We start from the raw sequence: 19,929 nt of genomic DNA, 5'->3' as shown, positions 1-19,929 counted from the left end.
CCGCCTCCGTCTGCGGCCTCTTCTTCAAGCCTTCCAGAAACTCCGGATGCCGGCCATGCCGTGGGCGCCGTGGGTCTTTGCTGCTGCCAGATCGTCCGGGCCGAGGCCGCCCAGGGCCAGGACCGGGAGGGGCAGGTTCCTGACCATCTCGGCAAAGGCCGGCCAGCCCAGCGGGTTGCGTTCCGGATGGCTGGCGGTCGGCGCCACCGAGCCCAGCAGGGCGTAATCCAGCCCGAGGCGTGCCGCCTGCAGCAGTTCATCGCGAGTGTGGCAGGACGCACCAACCCATTCCAGATCGGGTCTGTTCTCCAGCGCGGCCAGTTGGCGGGCCGGGAGATGGACGCCGTCCGCCCCGATGCGGCGCGCCAGTTCGATGTCTTCATTGACCAGGGCAAGGGCGCCGTGAGCGTGGCAGCGGGTCACTACGTTCCGGGCGAAAGCCTCGCGCGCGTCGCCGGACAGGCCGGGTTCGCGGATCTGGACCAGGCGCAGCCCTGCGGCCAGGGCCTTGTCCAGCTGAGCCAGCTGGGCGTCGCAGCCGATGTCTCCGGCCTGTGTGATGGCCATCCGGCGGGGCAGGCGCAGGGCCTTCAGGATCGGGCCGTTGGCGGGCAGCATGGGCCCCACCTCGAAGCGCTCCGGATGCTGCCAGCTCAGGGCTGCATGGACCCGGTCGTGGATTTCGCCGCGCCAAGCCGGCACCTCGAAGAAGTGCAGGCTGACATGGGCGTGTTCGTAGACGTGCTCGCGGGTCAGCCACGGATGGGCCTCAAGTACCTCCATGTCGAGCTCTTCGGAGAGTTCGCGTACCAGCGCCTCGCGCGGCGTTTCACCGGCTTCGACCTTGCCGCCGGGGAATTCCCAGTAGCCGGGGTAAAAGGTGTCGGGCGCCCTCTGGCCAAGCAGCACGCTGCCGTCCGGCCGGGTGATGACTGCCGCGGCAACATGGACGATCTTCTTCATGCCTCGAATCTCCCGGCGTAGTCACGGGCGAACTGCCAGGCGACCCGGCCGCTGCGGGAGCCGCGCAAGAGCGCCCACTGGAGGGCCTCGCCGCGGGCGTTGGCGATGGCGTCGGTGGGCACACCGAACTCGCCGAGCCAGTGGTTTACCACCGCCAGGTATTCGTCCTGGCTGAAGGGGTAGAAGGAGATCCACAGGCCGAAGCGCTCCGACAGGGAGATCTTCTCCTCTACCGCCTCGGCGGGGTGCACTTCGCCATCCAGGTGCTTGGTGGCCGCGTTTTCAGCGAAATACTCGGGCATCAGGTGGCGGCGGTTGGAGGTGGCGTAGATCAGCACGTTGTCGGGCACCGCCGCGACGGAGCCGTCGAGTACGCTCTTGAGGGCCTTGTAGGCGGGCTCGCCATCTTCGAAGGACAGATCGTCGGTGAACAGGATGAAGCGCTCCGGGCGGCCGTCCAGTTGTTCGACGATGTCGGGCAGGTCGATCAGATCGTCCTTGTCCACCTCGATCAGGCGCAGGCCCTGGCTGGAGAACTCGGTGAGCACCGCCTTGACCAGCGATGACTTGCCGGTGCCCCGGGCGCCGGTCAGCAGCACGTTGTTGGCCCGCTTGCCGGCCAGGAACTGGCGCGTGTTGGCGACGATGCGCTCTTTCTTGTCGTCGATGTCCTGCAGGTCGGACAGGCGGATCTGGTGCGGGCGGGGGATGGGCTGCAGGCTGGCGGCCTTGCCGCTGCGGCGCCAGCGGAAGGCGACCGAGGCGCTCCAGTCGGGTTCGGTGAGGGCGGGGGGCAGGAACTGCTCCAGGCGTTCGAGCAGTCGCTCGGCGCGGGACAGGAACTGGTTCAGATCAGTCATGGGGAGGCGTTTCCGAATCGTTGTTTTTGGGTTGGCGCAGGGCCAGCGCGACGATGACGAGCAATACGGCGGCGATGCCGAGTTCAAGTCCGATCAGCCACATCGAGGTTCTTTCGCGGGTTTGGCCCGGGCGGGCGCCGGGTACTGGGTATACTTGCGCGGCTGTCATCCGCGAGTCGCGAGTTTAACCCATCCATGTTTCTCACCTTTTCCCGTTTGTCCGGCCTCGTGGCCGCCCTCCTGCTGGCCGGTTGTGCCGGTACGCCACGACCTGTCGAGGAGCCCGCTCGGCCACAGCCCCCGGCGTCTCCGTCTGCTCCTGCACCGGCGCAGCAGCCCGCCGCAGCCCCTGCGGTCGGCGGGGCGCCTGCGCCCTTGCCGCTGGCCCGGCCATTGCAGGCGGCTGACTGGTCCGATCTGCCCGGCTGGGCCGGTGATGCGGTGGAGGAGGCGTGGCCAGCCTTTCTGGCTTCGTGCCGGGCCCTGGCCCGACAGGCCTTGTGGCAACCCGTCTGCGAGGCGGCGCGGGGCCTGGGCGAGCGCCCGGCACCGGCCGCGGTGCGCCGCTTTTTCGAAAGCCGCTTCAGCCCATGGCGGGTCAGCAATCCGGATGGCACCCGGGAGGGGCTCATCACCGGCTACTACGAGCCCCTGATAAAAGGCAGCCGGGTCCGCTCCAAGGCGTATTCGTGGCCGGTGCTGGGGGTGCCGGATGATCTACTGAACATCGATCTCGGTGATGTTTTCCCCGACTTGAAAGGCCAGCGGGTGCGCGGACGTCTGGTCGGCAACAAGGTGTTGCCGTATTACAGCCGTGCCGACATCGCTCGCATGCCGGAGCGTTTTGCCAGCAGGACGCTGCTCTACGCGGAGGACCCGGTAGAGCTCTTCTTCTTGCAGGTGCAGGGCTCGGGCCGGGTTCAACTGCCGGATGGCAGCATGCTGCGGCTGGCCTATGGCGACGCCAACGGCCATCCTTACCAGTCCATCGGCAAGTGGCTGGTGGACAAGGGTGAGATGAAGCTCGAACAGGCTTCGATGGACGGCATCAAGGCCTGGGCCAGGGCCAACCCGGCGCGCCTGCAGGAGATGCTCAACGCCAATCCCAGCTATATCTTTTTCCGCGAGGTCTCCAGCACTGCCAACGGCCCGGTTGGCGCGCTCGGGCAGCCGCTGACGGAGGGGCGCAGCATGGCGGTTGATCCGCGCAGCATTCCGCTGGGCGCGCCGGTGTTCCTGTCCACGACCCAGCCCAACAGCACGCAGGCCTTGCGCCGCCTGATGCTGGCCCAGGATACGGGCAGTGCGATCAAGGGCGGTGTACGTGGTGACTTCTTCTGGGGCTTTGGCGCCGAGGCCGGCGTGCGGGCCGGGCGCATGCGCCAGAAGGGTGAGATGTGGGTGCTGTGGCCCCGCGACCAGGTGCCCCGCTAGGCGACTTGGGCAGGTCGACGGGCGGTAATAAGTTCTGCGTAAATTCGTGGTTTGCTGATGCAGGTCCACGGACTATCGTGGAACTCCCGCCCTCTTTCCGGGTGGGGCCGGACTGCCTGGATCAAGGAGACCGCCATGCCCCTCGCCGACCTTGTCCGTTACTTCAACAAACGTGATCGCCTCCTTCAGGGCGGGGCCGCGGACGACTGCTTCGAGATCGTCGATGGCCGGGTCCGGGCGAGGGTGGCGGGAAGTGTCTTTGGCACGGCCTTCCAGCCCATCGTGGACTGCCGGAGCGGCCGGGTGGCGGGGCACGAGGCGCTGCTGCGTGTCATTGAGGGGCCATGGGTGGGCGTGCCGGCGCAGGCGGTCTACCTGGAAATGCCCGATGACCCGTCGCTGGTGCAGCTGGATCGCCAGGTGCGGACCCTGCATGCCCTCAATTTCCTGCTGCAGCAGGAGCAGGAGGGGGGGGTTCTTGCCGTCAACGTGCATCCCCAATTGCTGCGCAGCGTGCGCGCCAATCATGGCCTGGCCTTCGAGGCGATCCTGGCGCGCTGTGGGTTGACGCCGGATCGCATCGTGCTGGAGATCCCGGATGACGGATTCGACCCCCTGCTGCGCCTGGCCACTGCCCTTGAGGCCTACCGGGCGCGGGGCTACCGCATTGCCATCGACAATTTCGGCCGGCACACGGCCTGCCTGGATCGGCTGGAGGCGCTGGCGCCGGACATCGTCAAGCTGGACCGGAGCCTGATCGGGCATGCCGGCCACCTCAGCCTGGCCCGGCTGGTCATGACGGAGCTGGCGGTGGAGCTGCGCCGCATCGGTACGGCTGTGATCTGCCAGTGCATCGAGAATACGCTGCAGTCGCAGTTGGCTCTGGAGGCTGGGGTGGAGTTCGTGCAGGGCTTTCTGGTCGGCCGGCCGGCAGAGCAGTGTCTGCCAGTGGCCAGCCTGCGCCGCCCCCGCGAGGCGGCCTGAGGGCGGGCGGATCCTGCCTTATTTGCCGGAGGCTTGAACCATGGCCTGCTCGAGCTGGGCCAGGGGCACGGCACCGGGCAGGCGGTTGCCGTCGGCGGTGAAGATGGTGGGCGTGCCGCTGACCTTGATCTTCTGGCCGAGGGCCACGTTCTTGTCGATGGCGCTGGTGTCGCAGTTGCTTGCGGCGGCGCCAGGCACCTTGCCGGCGGTCATCCAGTCGTTCCAGGCCCCGGCGCGGTCCTTGGCGCACCAGATGTTCCTGGACTTCTCGGTGGAGTCCGGGCTCAGGATGGGGTACAGGAAGGTGTAGATCGTGGCGTCCTTGAGATTGACCAGATCCTTGGCAAGGCGCTTGCAATAGCCGCAGTTCGGGTCCTCGAAGCTCGCGATCACCCGCTTGCCGTTGCCGCGTACCTGCTTGATGGCCTGGTCGAGGGGGAGGGTGGCGAAATCGATCTTCATCAACTGGGCCATGCGGGCCTGGGTGACGTTCTTGCGGGTTTTCGCGTCGATCAGGCTGCCGTCGATGATGAAGCTGACGTTGCCGTCGGTGTAGAGCAGCTCACCCGACTTGAGGACGACTTCGTAAAGGCCGCCGTAGGGCGTCTTTTTGACGCTCTCCACCGCGGGCGCGTCGAGGAAGCCTTCCAGGCCTTTCTTGACGGAGTTTTCGTCGGCCGCCTGGGCAAGGCCGGCTGCCAGCAGGATGGTGGCGAGCAGGCTGCGGACGAGGGGGAATTTCATGGGGAGGTCTCCGGGGCGGCCACGATTTGTATATGTGGCGGATTGGGTGGTGTGATCAGAAGCGGCCGGCGATCGCGTAGCGCACCAGCGCATTGCGTACGACAGGCAGGGTGTTGGTGAGGTTCAGTCCCAGGTTGCGAATTCCTGACAGCAGCGGGTGGGTGGGCTTGAACAGCCGGTTGAGCCCGTGCGTGGTGTACTGCAGGAGCGCGGTTTCCTCTGCCCGGGCCCGGGCGTAGGCGCGCAGCACCGGCAGCTCGCCGGGGTCGCGCCAGGGGTCGAGGCCGGCCAGCAGCCCAGCGAGCACCTGCGCATCCTGGTAGCCGAGGTTGATGCCGTGGCCCGACAGGGGGTGGATGGCATGGGCGGCGTCGCCGATCAGGGCCAGGCGCGGCTGCACCACGTCGTCCACCCGCATCAGGCGTAACGGGAAGGCGGCGGCCGGCGTGACGAGTTCAAGCTCGCCGAGGCGGAAGTCCCCGGCTTCGGCAACCCGCGCGCAGAGTGCCTGGGGGGGAAGTCCGACGAGTTCATCGGCGAGAGCGTCCGGAGCCGACCAGACCATGGACATGTGCTGCTCGGGCAGGGGTAGGTAGGCGAGCACGCCGTCGTTGCGGAACCACTGGAAGGCGGTGTCCCGGTGCGGCTTGGCGCAGCGGAAGTTGGCCACCACGCCTTTCTCGTCGTAAGGCGTGTTGCGTGCGCCGATGCCAGCCGCCTGGCGGACCCAGGAGTCGCGGCCGTCGGCGGCGACGATCAGGCGGGCTTCAAGGCGCCGGCCATCGGCCAGGGTCAGGCTGGCGGCGTCGGCGCCCATCGACAGCGCGGTTGGCTCGGCAGGAGAGATCAGGGTGACGTTGTGCTGGCGTTTGATCGTTTCCCACAGTTCGATCTGCATCAGGCTCGACTCGACGATCCAGGCCAACTCGCGCAGGCCGCAGTCGTAGGCAGAGAAGTCCAGCCGGCCACCTGCGTCGCCATGGATCTCCATGTCGTAGATGGGGGTGATGCGCGTGCTGTCCAGGTGCTGCCAGATGCCGATCGAGGAGAGGAAGTCCACGTTGGCCGCACTGATGGCGTAGATGCGGGGGTCCCAGCCGGCGGGGCGGGCCGGGGCCCGGGTTTCCACGACGCCAAGTTTGAGTCGGCTGCCGCGAAGGGCCGCGGCCAGGGCAGCGCCGGCCAGGCCGGCGCCTACAACGAGTACATCGAATTTCATGGGCTGATCTCCTGCGCCGGGATTGTGCCGGAGGGCGCAGGGGAAGTCACCCGTGGTGGCGTCAGCGGGTGGGCGGTGGCGGGTAGCTGTACGTGGGCGGAGGCGGGGCCATCGGCTGCCGGTAGGCGCTACCCGGCAACTGGTTGCCCTTGGCGTACATGCATTGCAGGTAGGCGATGTCGTAGGCCCGCTGGGCTTCGCTGCCGGCGTAGCCCGCATTGCCAGCACCCGCGGCCGAGCCGATGACCAGCCCGGCCGCCGCGCCGGCTGCAGCGCCCCGCTGACCGCCGCCAAGGGCGCCGGCGGTGGCGCCGATGGCCGTTCCGGCGATGGCGCCCTCAACCATGTTGCGGCTGGACAGCTCGTTTCGATCGGTGCCGAGGGTGCTGGCGGCGTAGTCCCGGCATGTCCGCTCTTCCGCGACGAAGACCTCGAAGGGCTTGCCGGGAGCCGGCATGACGGCGACTCGCGGGCCGGCCGGAAGGCTGGCGCAGCCAGCGAGGAGGGCCAGCGGAATCAGGCAGGTGGCGGCTTTCATTGGGGGCCTCCGGGGGGGCGGGGCGTCGCCGGGGTGGCGCGCCATCCACCCGGGCATTCCTTCACGTAGGGGTAGTAGGCTTGTGCGCTGTCGCAGTAATACCAGTTGCCGCCGGCGGGGCTCGAGGCCGGTGCTGGTGCCGGGGCCTGCTGGGCCGTGGCCACGGGGGTGGCCGGGACGGCGCGCCAGCCTTCGGCGCAGGTCTGCACATAGGGGTAGTAGGCGCGGGCGCTGTCGCAGTAGTACCAGTTTTGTGCGGTGGATTGCGGTTGAACGATGATGGGCTCGACCGGAGGGCTCTGGACGATCACCTGGGGGCGCGGAGCCACGATCTGCGGGTACAGCAGCAGACCGGTTCCCGCGACCCACCACCAGGGGCTGGGGCCATAGTAGCCATGAGAACGATAGGATGGACCATGAAAATGGCCGTGTCCGTGCGGACCGCCAGCTTGTGCCGGAAGGGTGGTCAGGCTTGCTGTGGCAAGCAGGGCCAGCATCAGGCACTTGCGTGAGAGAGGTGAGGTCATGATTCCTGGGGTACCAGACTGGCAATGGTTCATTGCAGCACTTGCCGGCCCGGGGGTGTGCCAGTCCGGGCTTTACAGAGGTAAGCAGATGCGACGGCCGGTGCTGTTCTACACATTTGCTTACGTCTGCATTCTGCCGGCCTTGTGTGCTATACCATGGCCGAGGGGGGAGGTCTCAAGGACAATACCGATTGTCTTCTTGTGTAAAGCCGGAGTCTCATGGATGTAAGCAAGCTCGTCGTTGCCCTTGGCGCCATCATCCTGGTGGCAGTGGGCGTGGTCTTCTATCTTCAGCTTGATCCGCCGGTGGTGGGGCAGCCGAGGGACAATCCTGTGATTGCTGCTCACGTGGAGGCGGCGCACGGGCCTGCATTGCGTGCCATGGGGGTGCGCAGCCTCGGAATTGATCACAAGACAGACGATGTCGTGGTTGTGTTTGCCGGCGGTGGGCGTCTTGGCCGTCGGGTGGCCGGGCGTTTGCCAGGGCTCGCTGGCGAGGGGGCTTGCGGTAAGGTCGATGTCGGGCTGTCGATCGGGGAGTCGATCACTGCCTGGGGAGACTCCAGTGATCCGTCTACCCGTTCGCGCCTTGATTGCATCATCAGCGAGGTTCTGAATCAGGCCTCCGACCTGCGCGAGGCCGATTAAAGGCGGGACGCGGCGGGGTTGCGCCGCTATAATCGCGGCGGGAAGTTCGCCAGGCAATCGCGGTGCCCTCCGGCATCGAGGAAAGTCCGGGCCCCGCAGAGCAGGATGCCGGCTAACGGCCGGGCGCCATAGCCTCACGGTGAAAGCGACGGAAAGTGCAACAGAGAGCAGACCGCCGATGGCTCTTCGGAGCACAGGCAAGGGTGAAACGGTGGGGTAAGAGCCCACCGCGGACGTGGTGACACGGACGGCACGGTAAACCCCATCCGGGGCAAGGCCAAATAGGGGGACGCTGACGCTGCTCGCGGAGTCCCCGGGTAGGCTGCTAGAGCGGCGCGGCAACGCGTCGACCAGAGGAATGATTGCCCGGCGGGCTGCTCTCACGATCAGCCCGCTCGACAGAACCCGGCTTATCGGCGGACTTCCCTTCCCCGCCCCACATCCCCCACTTTTTTCCACTTCGGGCCGTTTCTGGCGCCTGATGCTGCGTCGCAGCACCCATTTTCTCTGCTCCCCCGCAGCGATGGCCGCCGGAGGTCTTGGTGCGCCCCAGGGGGGTGTGATTGATGCAGCACTTTTGCAATGTTTGTATGGCCGTTGATTTATAAGCGGATTTCCCTCGCCGGCTGTGTTGCTTTCCTAAGTGCTTGTGTCCAAAAGAAATTTACGTCCGGGTCAGCTTGACCGCCTATTTCTTTTGCTCTAAAGTGGGGCGAAGTGGGCCAAAGTGGGAAAAAGTGAATTTTTCCGACTCGTCCGGGTGAAGAAGTGGGGGAATCATGTTTCAAGGCGCAGCAGCGCTCACTCTCGATGCGAAGGGTCGCCTGGCGATACCGGCGCGGCATCGGGACGCGCTCGCCAAGCTCGCCGAGAACCAGCTTGTCCTCACTGCGCATCCTCACCGCTGCTTGCTGATTTACCCCGCCCCTGCCTGGGAGCCCATCCGTAACAAGGTCCTTGCCGGTTCCAGCCTCGATCAGCATTCCGCGTTGCTCAAGCGGCTGCTTGTCGGCTTTGCCCGTGACGAAGAGCTCGATTCGGCCGGGCGCGTGTTGATCGCTCCCGAGCTGCGCAACTTCGCCCAGCTCGAGAAGCAGGTCCATCTGGTCGGGCAGGGCGACCACTTCGAGTTGTGGTCGGATGCGGGCTGGCAGCGGCAGCAGGAGCAGATCTTTGCCCTGGGCGCCGACCTGATGCCTGCTGGCTGGGAAAATCTGCCGCTGTGACCTCTCCCGCGCATATCACGGTGCTGCTGGAAGAAGCAGTGGAGGCCCTGTCCATCAAGACAGACGGTGTCTATGTGGACGGCACCTTCGGTCGTGGCGGCCATAGCCGCGCGATCCTGGCCCGGCTCGGGCCGGCCGGGCGCCTGATCGCGTTTGATCGGGATCCGGTGGCGGTGGCGGCGGGGCAGGCTGTGAAGGACGCGCGCTTCGAGCTCGTGCATGCGCCGTTCTCGGACTTTGCCGGGGCGCTGGCGGAGCGCGGTATCGACAAGGTGGACGGTGTCCTCCTGGATCTGGGGGTGTCTTCTCCTCAGCTGGATGAGGCGGAGCGGGGCATGAGCTTCAGGTTCGATGCGCCGCTGGACATGCGAATGGATACGACCCGCGGGGTGACCGCGGCGGAGTGGCTGGCGGAAGCGTCGGTCGCAGATATAACCCGGGTGCTGAGGGAATACGGTGAAGAACGGTTTGCTTATGAGATTGCAAAGGCGGTTGTTGCTGCTCGGGCAGGGGGGCATGTTGCGACCACTGGACAGCTTGCCGCGCTCGTGGAAAAAGCGGTCCGCACACGCGAGCCGGGTCAACACCCTGCGACGCGCACCTTCCAGGCTCTACGGATTTGCGTCAATCAAGAGCTTGAGGAACTGTCGCTAGTCCTGCCCCAGGTGGTGGCAGCGCTGGCAACGCACGGGCGCCTCGTCGTGATCAGCTTTCATTCCCTCGAAGACCGTATCGTCAAGCGTTTCATGCGTGACGCATCGCGGCCGCCCCAGCTTCCTGCGCGCCTCCCCGTGCGGGCGGCCGACCTTCCGCGTCCCAAGCTGGCCCTGGTGGGCAAGCCGGTCTACCCGTCGGATGCCGAAGTGGTCGCCAATCCGCGTTCGCGCAGTGCGGTGATGCGGATCGCCGAGCGTGCCGACTCCTGATCATGAAACAGCCCCAGGTTTACTTCCACGTTCGCGGGCCCCGAGGGGCATGTCGTTCCTTGCGGGCTGCCGGGCAGGACTGACATGGCACGGATCACGGGATTCCTGGTGATGCTGGTGGTGCTGAGCAGCCTCGGTGTGGTGGCTTCACAGCACCAGGCACGCAAGCTTTATGCGGCCGTGGAGCGGGAGCAGCAGCGCTCCCATCAGCTGGAAGTCGAATGGGGGCAGCTCCAGCTTGAGCAAAGCACCTGGGCCGCCCATGCCCGCATCGAGAAGCTTGCCCGTGAAAAGCTCACGATGCGTCCCCCTCAGTCCGGGCAGATCATCGCCATCGAGGAGCGGCCATGACCAAGGCCAAGAAGGGCGTCACCTTCAATCACAATCCCCTGTTGCGTTCCGAATTGTCTGCCTGGCGGCCGCGCTTTGTGCTGCTGTGCCTGCTGGGTGGGTCAATGGCCCTCATCGGCCGCGCCGCTTACCTGCAGGGTGTCAACGATCAATTCCTGCAGGCCAAGGGAGAGTCGCGCTATGCGCGGGTGCTCGCCGTGCCGGCCACCCGCGGCAAGATCACCGATCGGCAGGGGGATGTGCTGGCCGTGTCCTCTCCGGTCAAATCCATCTGGGCGATTCCCGAGGATGCCCGGCTGACGCCTGCCCAGACGCGCCAGCTGGCAGCCCTGCTCGAGATGGAGGTGGGTGATCTGAACCAGAAGCTGGCCACGGACAAGGACTTTGTCTACATCAAGCGCCAGGTCTCTCCCGAGCTGGCCGACCGGGTCGCGGCGCTGAAGCTGCCGGGTGTTCACGATCAGCGGGAATTCCGTCGCTTCTATCCCGGGGGGGATGTCATGGCCCACGTGCTGGGCTTCACCGGCGTAGACGACAAGGGGCAGGAAGGGATCGAGCTGGCCTTCGAGCAGCAGCTGGCTGGCAAGCCCGGCTCGCGTCGGGTGGTCAAGGACCGCCGTGGCAACGTAGTCGAGGATGTGCAGTCGATTCGTCCTCCCCAGGATGGTCGCGAGGTGGCTCTGTCGGTGGACAACAAGATCCAGTACCTCGCCCATGCGGCGCTCAGGCAGGCCATGGCTGACCACAAGGCCAAGGCCGGTGGTGTCGTGGTGCTGGATGCCAAGACGGGCGAGATCCTGGCGCTGGCCAATGCGCCGAGCTACAACCCCAACAACCGGGTGAAGCTGACGGGCGACCAGCTGCGCAACCGCGCCCTGACCGATACCTTTGAGCCCGGGTCCACCATGAAGCCGTTTACGGCCGCCATGGCGCTCGAGAATGGCAAGGTCACCGCCAATACGATCATCAATTGTGCCCCGGGGCGCATGACCATCGGCTCGGCAACGATCTCCGACGCCCATCCTCATGGCGCGCTGTCGGTGGCACAGGTCATCCAGAAATCGTCCAACATCGGCGCGGCGAAGATGGCGCTCAGCTTTCCGCCGGAAACCATGTGGAAGATGCTCGACGATCTGGGTTTCGGATCTCCCCTGAAGCTGGGTTTCCCTGGTGAGGTGGGCGGCCGGCTGCGTCCGGCCAAGGCCTGGCGTCCTATTGAGCAGGCCACCATGTCCTATGGTCATGGCATGTCGGTGAACCTGATGCAGATGGCCAACGCCTACCAGGTGTTTGCCCGCGATGGAGACATCGTGCCCCTGTCGCTCTCCCGCCTGGATGCCCCCCCGGTGCATGGCACGCGGGTCTTTTCGCCACAGACAGCGCGGGAGGTCCGCCAGATGCTCGAACTGGTCGTGCAGCAGGGCGGCACTGCGCCGCAGGCCAACGTGCCGGGTTACCGGGTTGGTGGCAAGACCGGTACGGCCATGAAGCTGGTCGGGGGGCGTTATGCCCACAAGTACGTGGCCTCCTTTGTCGGCATCGCGCCGATTTCCGATCCGCGTCTGGTGGTTGCCGTGATGATCGATGAGCCCAGCAATGGCAAGCACTATGGTGGTGATGTGGCCGCCCCGATCTTTGCCCAGGTCACCGGTGGTGCCCTGCGGACCCTGGGCGTGGCACCTGATGCGCCACTCAAGCCCCTGCAGGTAGCACGCCAGGGGGTGACTGCAGCACCCGTCGTGCGGGAGTCCATGTGATGGTCGACGTGCCCCATCAGAAGTTGCGCCGCCTGATCGAGGCCCTGGCCGCTGAAGGCGTCGAGCCCCGGAGTCTGTGTGCCGATTCGCGTCAGGTGAGGGCCGGTGATGTGTTCCTGGCCTTTCCGGGACTGCGCGCTGATGGCCGTCGTTTCATTGTCGATGCCGTGCATGCGGGCGCCGCCGCCGTGCTGTGGGAGCGTGACGGACATGTCTGGGATGCCTCGCTGCCGCCGGTGCCCAATCTGCCGGTTGAGGGCCTGGCAGCCCTGTCGGGTTACCTGGCTCATGAGGTTTATGGGCGTCCTTCCGAGCTCTTGTGGACCGTCGGGGTGACCGGGACGAATGGCAAGACCTCGGTCACCCAGTGGCTGGCGCGGGCCTTTGCGACCCTCGGGCGCAAGTGCGGTGTGATCGGCACGCTGGGTATCGGCTTTCCCGGGGCCCTCTCGGCCAGCCTCAACACGACCCCCGACAGCCTCACCGTGCACCGCACGATGGCTGATTTCCGTGAGGCGGGCGCTGAGGCCGTGGCCATGGAGGTGTCCTCGATCGGCCTCGACCAGGGGCGGCTCAACGGCCTGCACTTCGATGTCGCCGTGCACACCAATCTGACCCGCGATCACCTGGATTACCACGGCAGCATGGAGAACTATGGCGCGGCCAAGGCCCGCCTCTTCAACATGCAAGGCCTGCGTTCGGTCGTCCTCAATCTCGATGACCGTTTCGGCATGGAGCAGGCCCGGCGTCTGGCCGGGCGCGGCATGGAGGTGATCGGCTACACCCTGATTCCCAGCAATGCGGATGCGGCACCGGTCAACCGCGTGCTGTTGGCCGACCGGCTGACCACGACCGCTGCCGGGATCCGTTTCACCGCGCGCTGCGGCAATGATTCGGCCGACCTGGCGCCCCACCTGGTAGGCCAGTTCAACGTCTCCAACCTGCTCGCGGTGATCGGCACCCTCATGGCTTCGGGCTTCACCCTCGAGGACGCGGCGGATGTCGCGGGTGACCTGACCCCGCCCCAGGGCCGCATGCAGACCATCGGCGGGATCGGTGAGCCGCTGGTGGTGGTCGATTACGCTCATTCCCCCGACGCCCTGGAGCAGGTGCTCACTGCGATCCGGGCCACGGTCAAGGCTCGCAATGGCCGCCTGGTGTGCGTCTTCGGTTGCGGTGGCGACCGGGACCCGGGCAAGCGCCCGCTGATGGGCGAGGTGGTCCGGCGTCTGGCCGACAAGGTCGTGCTGACCAGTGACAACCCGCGGGGCGAGGATCCTCTCGCCATCATTCGCGACATCGCAGAGGCGGCAGGTCCGGCGGCGGAGAGTATCCCCGACCGTGCCGAGGCGATCCGCCGTGCGGTGCTCGCCGCTGCGCCCGACGATGTGGTCGTGGTTGCCGGCAAGGGCCACGAGCCCTACCAGGAAATCAACGGGGTGCGTCACCCCTTCTCGGACGTGGAGCAGACCCGCGCCGCCCTCGAAGCCTGGAATGAAGCCCAGGGAGACCTGTCATGATGGATCTGCAGGAAGCCGCGCTGGCCACCGGCGGCACCGCCGTGGGTGGTGCCGCGTCCTTTCTCTCGGTCAGCACCGACTCCCGGGCGGTGCAGTCCGACCAGCTTTTCGTGGCCCTGCGCGGGGAGCGCTTCGACGGTCATGATTTCGTCGAGGGCGTGGTCAGCCAGGGCGCGGCTGCGGCAATGGTCGACCGGGCCTGGGCGGCGACTCATCCGGTGCCGCTGCCCCTGCTGGTGGTCGAGGATACCCGCTACGGCCTGGGGCGCTTGGCTGCCGCCTGGAGGGGCCGCTTCGACCTGCCGATGATCGGTGTGACCGGCAGCAACGGCAAGACCAGCGTCAAGGAAATGTGCGCGGCGATCCTGCGCGCCCAGGCGCGGCTCGACGGTTTCGACCCCGACCTGTGCGTGCTGGCCACCCGTGGCAACCTGAACAACGACATCGGCCTGCCGCTGATGCTGCTGCGCCTGTCCGGCAATCACCGGGCCGCGGTGATCGAGATGGGCATGAACCATCCGGGCGAGATCGGCTACCTGACCCATCTGGCGCGGCCGACCGTGGCCCTGGTCAACAATGCCCAGCGCGCGCACCTGCAGGGCATGGGCAGCATCAATGAGGTCGCCCGCGAGAAGGGCGCCATCTACGAGGGTTTGTCGTCCGACGGCGTGGCCGTCATCAACGCCGACGACCCCTTCGCCGGATATTGGAGGTCGCTCAATGGCGGGCGTCACACCCTGACCTTCGGGCTGGGGGCCGGTGCCGACGTGCGTGCCACCTGCAACGCCCACGGTTTTGTCAGCGATGTGGTGCTCGAATCCCCCAAGGGCAGCACCCGTTTCCGCCTGCAGGTGCCTGGGCAGCACAACGTTCGCAATGCCCTCGCGGCGGCAGCGGCCTGCCTGGCCGCAGGTGTCTCCCTCGATGCGGTGTCGACCGGCTTGGGAGGCTATACCGGCACGCCGGGCCGCTTGTTCCTGCGCAAGGGCGTCAATGGCGCCACGGTGATCGACGATTGCTACAACGCCAACCCCGACTCCATGCGCGCCGGGATCGCGGTGCTGGGCGCCACGCCGGGTCGCAAGATCCTGGTGATCGGCGACATGGGTGAGATTGGCGACCAGAGTTTCCAGTACCACGACGAGATCGGCGGCTACGCCAAGAGCGAGGGCATCGATTTCCTGTTCGGGCTGGGTGAGATGAGCGAGGTTGCCGCACGCAACTTCGGAGAAGGCGGGCACCACTTCACCAAGCTGGACGACCTGGTCGCAGCGGTGAAGGCGGAGCTCAATGAAGATACGGTGGTGCTCGTCAAGGGATCACGTTTCATGAAAATGGAACGGGTTGTCGATGCCATCGCGGAGAAGGTTTGATGATGTTTCGTAGTGCCGATGTGGCTGCAGTGTCTTCCGTAACGCTTCCGGGAGAGTGTCATGCTGCTTGAACTGGCTCTGTGGCTCGGCAAGGATGCGCGTTTTTTCAACGTGTTCGGCTATATCACACTGCGCACGATGCTGGCCGCGGGGACCGCGCTGGTCCTGTCGCTGGTCTTCGGCCCGCCGGTGATCCGCTGGCTGGCCGCCAAGAAGATCGGCCAGGCGGTGCGCGACGATGGCCCCAAGTCCCACCTGACCAAGGCGGGCACGCCGACCATGGGCGGGGCGCTGATCCTCATCTGCATTGCGCTCACCACGCTTCTGTGGGGCGATCTGGGCAACAAGTATGTGTGGGTGGTGCTGCTGGTGACCCTGGGCTTCGGTGCCGTGGGCTGGGTCGATGACTGGCGCAAGGTGGTGTACCGCGACCCCAAGGGGCTGGCGAGCCGCTGGAAATACTTCTGGACCTCGGCCATCGCCCTGGCCGCGGCCTGTTTCCTGGGGCTGACGGCCTCGGTGCCGGCCCAGCTCGAGCTGATCGTGCCTTTCTTCAAGGCGGTGAGCTATCCCCTCGGCGTGCTCGGTTTCATCGTCCTGACCTATTTCGTGATCAACGGCACCAGCCACTCGGTCAACCTCACCGACGGGCTGGATGGCCTCGCCATCATGCCGACCGTGATGGTCAGCGCCGCGCTGGCGATCTTCGCCTATGTCGCCGGCCACATGGGCTTTTCCAAGTACCTCGGGGTGCCCTACATCCCCGGTGCCGGCGAGCTGGCGGTGATCTGCGGAGCAATCGCCGGGGCGGGCCTGGGCTTCCTGTGGTTCAACGCCTATCCGGCGGAAGTCTTCATGGGGGACGTGGGGGCGCTGGCCCTCGGCGCAGCCATGGGGACGATTGCGGTGATCGTCCGCCAGGAGATCGTGCTCTTCATCATGGGCGGCCTCTTCGTGGCCGAAGCCCTTTCGGTGATGGTGCAGGTGATGTACTTCAAGTACACCGGTGGCAAACGCATCTTCCGCATGGCCCCGCTGCATCACCATTACGAACTCGGCGGCTGGAAGGAAACTCAGGTGGTGGTGCGCTTCTGGATCATCACGATCATGCTCGTGCTGTTCGGCCTGTCCTCCCTCAAGCTGCGGTAATCGGACATGGCTGCCTCCCGGCTCACTCTCGTTCTCGGCCTCGGCGAATCCGGCCTGGCGATGGCCCGCTGGCTGGCCCGCCAAGGCGTGGCCCTGCGCGTGGCCGATTCGCGCCCCGTGCCGCCGGGCATCGACCGCCTGAAGGTCGAGGCCCCGGCAGCCGAGCTGGTGACCGGCCCCTTCGCCGACAGCCTGCTCGACGGCGTGGACCGGATCGCCATCAGCCCGGGCCTGGACCCGCGCCAGCCGCTGGTGAGCAGCGCCCGGGCGCGGGGCATTCCGGTGGTCGGCGAGATGGACCTGCTGGTGGAGGCGCTGGATCTCTGCGGCGTGCGTGACAGCAGCCGGATCATCGCGATCACCGGCACCAACGGCAAGACCACCACCACCACCCTGGCCGGCGAGATGGTCAAGGCCGCCGGCGAGGATGGTGTGGTGGCCGGCAACATCAGCCCGGCCGCGCTGGATGTGCTGATGGCCCGCCAGGATGCGGGCCAGCCCTTGCCCGGGTTCTGGGTTCTCGAACTCTCCAGCTTCCAGCTCGAAACCGCCCCCGCGCTGAACGCCGTGGCCGCCACCGTGCTCAATGTGACCGACGATCATCTCGACCGCTACGCCGGGCTCGACGATTACGCGGCCACCAAGGCCGCGGTCTTCCAGGGCGACGGAGTACAGGTTCTCAACCGCGACGATGCGCGGGTTGTTGCCATGGCGCTGCCGGGCCGTCGGGTGCTGAGCTTTGGCGTGGATGCGCCTGACGGTGCCGACGCCTACGGGGTGGTCGATCTGGACGGTGCGGATTGGCTGGCGAAGGGCGACGAGAAGCTCATGCCACGTTCGGCCATGCGTCTGGCGGGCAGCCACAACGTGGCCAACGCCCTTGCTGGCCTGGCGCTGTGCGAGGCCGCCGGCCTGCCGCGGGCGGCCCTGCTCGAGGCGCTCAAAGCCTTCCGTGGTCTGCCGCACCGGGTGGAGCAGGTCGCCCGGCGTGATGACGGCGTGACGTATTACGATGATTCCAAGGGCACCAATGTCGGCGCCACCGTGGCGGCGCTGGAAGGCTTGCGCTGCAAGGTGGTGCTGATCGCCGGTGGTGACGGCAAGGGGCAGGATTTCTCACCCCTCAAGGAGGCCTTTGCCCGCTATGCCCGTGCCGTGATCCTGATCGGACGCGATGCCGCGACGATCGAGGCGGCTGTCGCCGGCTGCGGCGTGCCGCTCGTCCATGCCGCCGATATGGATGCCGCGGTGCTCGAAGCCAACGCCCGGGCCGAGGCCGGTGACGTGGTGCTGTTGTCCCCGGCCTGCGCCAGCCTCGACATGTTCAGAAACTACGCCCACCGCGCCCAGGTCTTCATCGACGCCGTGCTGCGCCTGCCCGGAGTAAGCCCGGAATGAAGCTCGCTGCCAGCCTCTCGGGCCTTGTGTCCGGCTTCCTCAATCGCCACGGCGGCGAGATCGGTTCGCCGGAAAGCGGGCGTGCCGTCGACCGTCTGCTGCGTCCGGCCGGCCCCGCCCGTGAGCTCGATCCGGCCCTCATCTGGTCGGCTGCGGCACTGTTGCTGATGGGGCTGGTCATGGTCTTCTCGGCCTCCATCGCCACAGCCGAGGGCAGCCGCATGTTCGGCCACCAGCCCGCCTATTTCCTGATCCGCCACGCCGTCTTCCTGGCCATCGGGGTGATCGCCGGCGTGGTGGTATTCCAGATCCCCATGCGGGCCTGGCAGGAGATGGCGCCCTGGCTGTTCATCGCCGGGGTGGTGTTGTTGCTGATCGTATTGATCCCGGGCATCGGGCGCGACGTGAACGGGGCCCGCCGCTGGTTGCCCCTGGGGGTTGTCAACCTGCAGCCCTCGGAGCTCATGAAGCTCTTCGCGGCGCTCTACGCGGCGGACTACACGACCCGCAAGCTGCCCCTGATGGGCAGCTTCAAGCAGGGCTTCCTGCCGATGGCCGGGGTGATCCTGTTCGTCGGCTTCCTGCTGCTCAAGGAGCCGGACTTCGGCGCCTTCGTGGTGATCACCGCCATCGCCTTCGGCGTGCTCTTCCTGGGCGGCATCAATGTGCGCCTGTTCGTGCTGCTGGCGATTGTGGCGGCGGTGGGCTTCGTCCTGCTGATCACCTTCTCCGAGTATCGCCGCCAGCGCATCCTGGGCTTCATGGATCCGTGGCAGGACGCCTATGGCAAGGGCTACCAGTTGTCCCATGCGCTGATCGCCTTCGGGCGCGGCGAGTGGTTCGGGGTGGGATTGGGCGGGAGCATCGAGAAGCTCTTCTACCTGCCTGAGGCCCATACCGACTTCTTGCTTGCAGTCATTGCCGAAGAACTGGGCTTTGCCGGTGTGTTCACGGTGGTGGTGCTGTTCGCCATCCTGATCCAGCGCACCTTTGCCATCGGCAAGCAGTGCGTGACGCTCGAGCGGACCTACGCCGCCCTGGTGGCCCAGGGTATCGGCATCTGGATGGGGGTGCAGTCCTTCATCAACATGGGCGTGAACATGGGCCTGCTGCCGACCAAGGGCCTGACCCTGCCGCTGATGAGCTTTGGCGGCTCCGGCATCCTGGCCAACTGCGTGGCCATCGCCATCCTGCTCCGCATCGACTGGGAGAACCGGCAGATCATGCGTGGAGGGAGCGCGTGATGCCCACCCTGATGGTCATGGCCGGCGGTACCGGCGGACACATCTACCCCGGCCTGGCGGTGGCCGATGCCCTGCGTGAGCGGGGCTGGAAGGTGGTGTGGATGGGCAACCCGGATGGCATGGAAGCGCGCATCGTGCCGGCCAACGGCTATGACATGGCGTGGGTGCGCTTCACCGCCCTGCGCGGCAAGGGCCTGCTGCGCAAGCTGCTGCTGCCCTTCAACCTGTTGCGCGGCTTCGCCCAGGCCCTGGGCCAGATCCGGCGCGTGAGGCCGGATGTGGTGCTGGGGATGGGTGGCTACGTCACTTTCCCGGGCGGCATGATGGCGGCCCTGCTGGGCACACCGGTGGTGGTGCATGAGCAGAACTCCGTGGCCGGTCTGGCCAACCGGGTGCTGGCCGGGGTGGCCGACAAGGTTGTCACCGGTTTCCCCAATGTGTTGAAGAAGGGCGAGTGGGCGGGCAATCCGGTGCGCGCCGAGATCACCGCGGTGGCGCCGCCGGCCCAGCGTTTCGCGGGGCGCAGTGGCCCGCTCAAGGTGCTGGTGGTGGGCGGCAGCCTGGGGGCCGCAGCCCTCAACGAAGCCATGCCCAAGGCCCTGGCCCTGCTTGCTGCGGAGCAGCGCCCCCGGGTGACGCACCAGGCCGGTACGCGCCAGATCGATGCGCTCAAGGCGTCGTATGCGGCGGCGGATGTCGATGGTGAGCTGCTGCCCTTCATCGACGACATGGCTGCGCGCTATGCCGACGCCGACCTGGTGATCTGCCGCGCTGGCGCGCTCACCGTCGCCGAACTGGCGGCCGTCGGCGTGGCCAGCGTGCTGGTGCCTTTCCCCCATGCGGTGGATGACCACCAGACCGGCAACGCCCGCTTCCTCGCCGATGCCGGCGCGGCGGTGCTGTTGCCGCAAACCGAACTTTCGCCGCAGCGCCTCGCCGCGCTGCTGCAGGACATGAATCGCGAGCGCTTGCTGGAGATGGCCGGAAAGGCCCGGCAGTGCGCCCGGCCCGATGCCACCGCGCGGGTCGCGGACGTATGCGCAGGCCTCGCCGCTTAAAGGACAGAAC

At 66.6% G+C, this 19,929-nt stretch carries 19 protein-coding genes and 1 other RNA gene; 14 read left to right on the top strand and 6 right to left on the bottom strand.

The window, feature by feature from the left end; translation table 11 throughout:
- Positions 1-24: 24 nt before the first annotated feature.
- Both HHL15_RS14075 and HHL15_RS14070 read right to left on the bottom strand, forming a co-directional pair.
- Positions 25-963, bottom strand: a complete 939-nt coding sequence (locus HHL15_RS14075; RefSeq protein WP_169146416.1) for a Nudix family hydrolase — start codon at positions 961-963, stop codon at positions 25-27.
- Complete coding sequence (locus HHL15_RS14070) at positions 960-1,823, bottom strand: ATP-binding protein (RefSeq protein ID WP_169146415.1); 864 nt, start codon at positions 1,821-1,823, stop codon at positions 960-962. Before HHL15_RS14070 ends, HHL15_RS14075 begins: the two co-directional genes overlap by 4 nt.
- Positions 1,824-2,018: 195 nt before the next feature.
- Here HHL15_RS14070 and mltA point away from each other — a divergent pair, with 195 nt between their 5' ends.
- Together mltA and HHL15_RS14060 are read left to right on the top strand one after the other, a co-directional pair.
- Complete coding sequence (gene mltA, locus HHL15_RS14065; RefSeq protein WP_169146414.1) at positions 2,019-3,257, top strand: murein transglycosylase A; 1,239 nt, start codon at positions 2,019-2,021, stop codon at positions 3,255-3,257.
- A gap of 135 nt (positions 3,258-3,392) precedes the next feature.
- Positions 3,393-4,241 carry an EAL domain-containing protein gene (locus HHL15_RS14060; protein ID WP_169146413.1) on the top strand — a complete coding sequence of 283 codons (849 nt, stop codon included), beginning with the start codon at positions 3,393-3,395 and terminating at the stop codon, positions 4,239-4,241.
- An 18-nt stretch (positions 4,242-4,259) separates the two neighbouring features.
- Here HHL15_RS14060 and HHL15_RS14055 read toward each other — a convergent pair whose 3' ends face one another.
- The 4 genes from HHL15_RS14055 to HHL15_RS14040 form a co-directional block, all read right to left on the bottom strand.
- Positions 4,260-4,985 carry a DsbC family protein gene (locus tag HHL15_RS14055; RefSeq protein ID WP_169146412.1) on the bottom strand — a complete coding sequence of 242 codons (726 nt, stop codon included), beginning with the start codon at positions 4,983-4,985 and terminating at the stop codon, positions 4,260-4,262.
- 55 nt (positions 4,986-5,040) lie between these two features.
- The gene (locus tag HHL15_RS14050) at positions 5,041-6,204 is read right to left on the bottom strand and encodes a UbiH/UbiF family hydroxylase (protein ID WP_169146411.1); all 1,164 of its coding nucleotides are present in this window, start codon (positions 6,202-6,204) and stop codon (positions 5,041-5,043) included.
- 61 nt (positions 6,205-6,265) lie between these two features.
- Complete coding sequence (locus HHL15_RS14045; RefSeq protein ID WP_169146410.1) at positions 6,266-6,742, bottom strand: glycine zipper family protein; 477 nt, start codon at positions 6,740-6,742, stop codon at positions 6,266-6,268.
- On the bottom strand, positions 6,739-7,269 hold the full coding sequence (locus HHL15_RS14040; RefSeq protein WP_169146285.1) for a hypothetical protein: 531 nt from the start codon (positions 7,267-7,269) through the stop codon (positions 6,739-6,741). Before HHL15_RS14040 ends, HHL15_RS14045 begins: the two co-directional genes overlap by 4 nt.
- A 219-nt stretch (positions 7,270-7,488) precedes the next feature.
- On the opposite strand from HHL15_RS14040, the gene HHL15_RS14035 reads away from it, so the two are divergent.
- The 12 genes from HHL15_RS14035 (at position 7,489) to murG (ending at position 19,919) form a co-directional block, all read left to right on the top strand.
- The gene (locus HHL15_RS14035) at positions 7,489-7,917 is read left to right on the top strand and encodes a hypothetical protein (protein WP_169146409.1); all 429 of its coding nucleotides are present in this window, start codon (positions 7,489-7,491) and stop codon (positions 7,915-7,917) included.
- A 41-nt stretch (positions 7,918-7,958) separates the two neighbouring features.
- An RNA gene (rnpB, locus tag HHL15_RS14030) (RNase P RNA component class A) lies at positions 7,959-8,346 on the top strand.
- 350 nt (positions 8,347-8,696) lie between these two features.
- A complete protein-coding gene (mraZ, locus tag HHL15_RS14025) occupies positions 8,697-9,143 on the top strand; it encodes a division/cell wall cluster transcriptional repressor MraZ (protein ID WP_169146408.1) in 447 nt (148 codons plus the stop codon).
- Complete coding sequence (rsmH, locus tag HHL15_RS14020; protein ID WP_169146407.1) at positions 9,140-10,069, top strand: 16S rRNA (cytosine(1402)-N(4))-methyltransferase RsmH; 930 nt, start codon at positions 9,140-9,142, stop codon at positions 10,067-10,069. Before mraZ ends, rsmH begins: the two co-directional genes overlap by 4 nt.
- Before the next feature lie 84 nt (positions 10,070-10,153).
- Entirely contained in the window at positions 10,154-10,420 is a 267-nt protein-coding gene (gene ftsL / locus HHL15_RS14015; protein WP_169146406.1) for a cell division protein FtsL, read from the top strand.
- Complete coding sequence (locus HHL15_RS14010; RefSeq protein ID WP_169146405.1) at positions 10,417-12,177, top strand: peptidoglycan D,D-transpeptidase FtsI family protein; 1,761 nt, start codon at positions 10,417-10,419, stop codon at positions 12,175-12,177. Before ftsL ends, HHL15_RS14010 begins: the two co-directional genes overlap by 4 nt.
- A complete protein-coding gene (locus HHL15_RS14005; protein ID WP_169146404.1) occupies positions 12,177-13,697 on the top strand; it encodes a UDP-N-acetylmuramoyl-L-alanyl-D-glutamate--2,6-diaminopimelate ligase in 1,521 nt (506 codons plus the stop codon). Before HHL15_RS14010 ends, HHL15_RS14005 begins: the two co-directional genes overlap by 1 nt.
- Complete coding sequence (locus tag HHL15_RS14000; RefSeq protein ID WP_169146403.1) at positions 13,694-15,070, top strand: UDP-N-acetylmuramoyl-tripeptide--D-alanyl-D-alanine ligase; 1,377 nt, start codon at positions 13,694-13,696, stop codon at positions 15,068-15,070. Before HHL15_RS14005 ends, HHL15_RS14000 begins: the two co-directional genes overlap by 4 nt.
- Before the next feature lie 60 nt (positions 15,071-15,130).
- Positions 15,131-16,219: a phospho-N-acetylmuramoyl-pentapeptide-transferase gene (mraY, locus tag HHL15_RS13995; protein WP_169146402.1), complete on the top strand. Its 1,089-nt coding sequence runs from the start codon at positions 15,131-15,133 to the stop codon at positions 16,217-16,219.
- Between the two features lie 6 nt (positions 16,220-16,225).
- Complete coding sequence (murD, locus tag HHL15_RS13990; RefSeq protein WP_169146401.1) at positions 16,226-17,617, top strand: UDP-N-acetylmuramoyl-L-alanine--D-glutamate ligase; 1,392 nt, start codon at positions 16,226-16,228, stop codon at positions 17,615-17,617.
- On the top strand, positions 17,614-18,861 hold the full coding sequence (gene ftsW, locus HHL15_RS13985; RefSeq protein WP_169146400.1) for a putative lipid II flippase FtsW: 1,248 nt from the start codon (positions 17,614-17,616) through the stop codon (positions 18,859-18,861). Before murD ends, ftsW begins: the two co-directional genes overlap by 4 nt.
- On the top strand, positions 18,861-19,919 hold the full coding sequence (gene murG, locus HHL15_RS13980) for an undecaprenyldiphospho-muramoylpentapeptide beta-N-acetylglucosaminyltransferase (RefSeq protein WP_169146399.1): 1,059 nt from the start codon (positions 18,861-18,863) through the stop codon (positions 19,917-19,919). Before ftsW ends, murG begins: the two co-directional genes overlap by 1 nt.
- Positions 19,920-19,929 lie beyond the last annotated feature (10 nt).

Source organism: Zoogloea dura (assembly GCF_012927165.1).
Classification (GTDB): domain Bacteria; phylum Pseudomonadota; class Gammaproteobacteria; order Burkholderiales; family Rhodocyclaceae; genus Zoogloea; species Zoogloea dura.
This window is presented reverse-complemented; position numbering and strand designations above follow the sequence as displayed.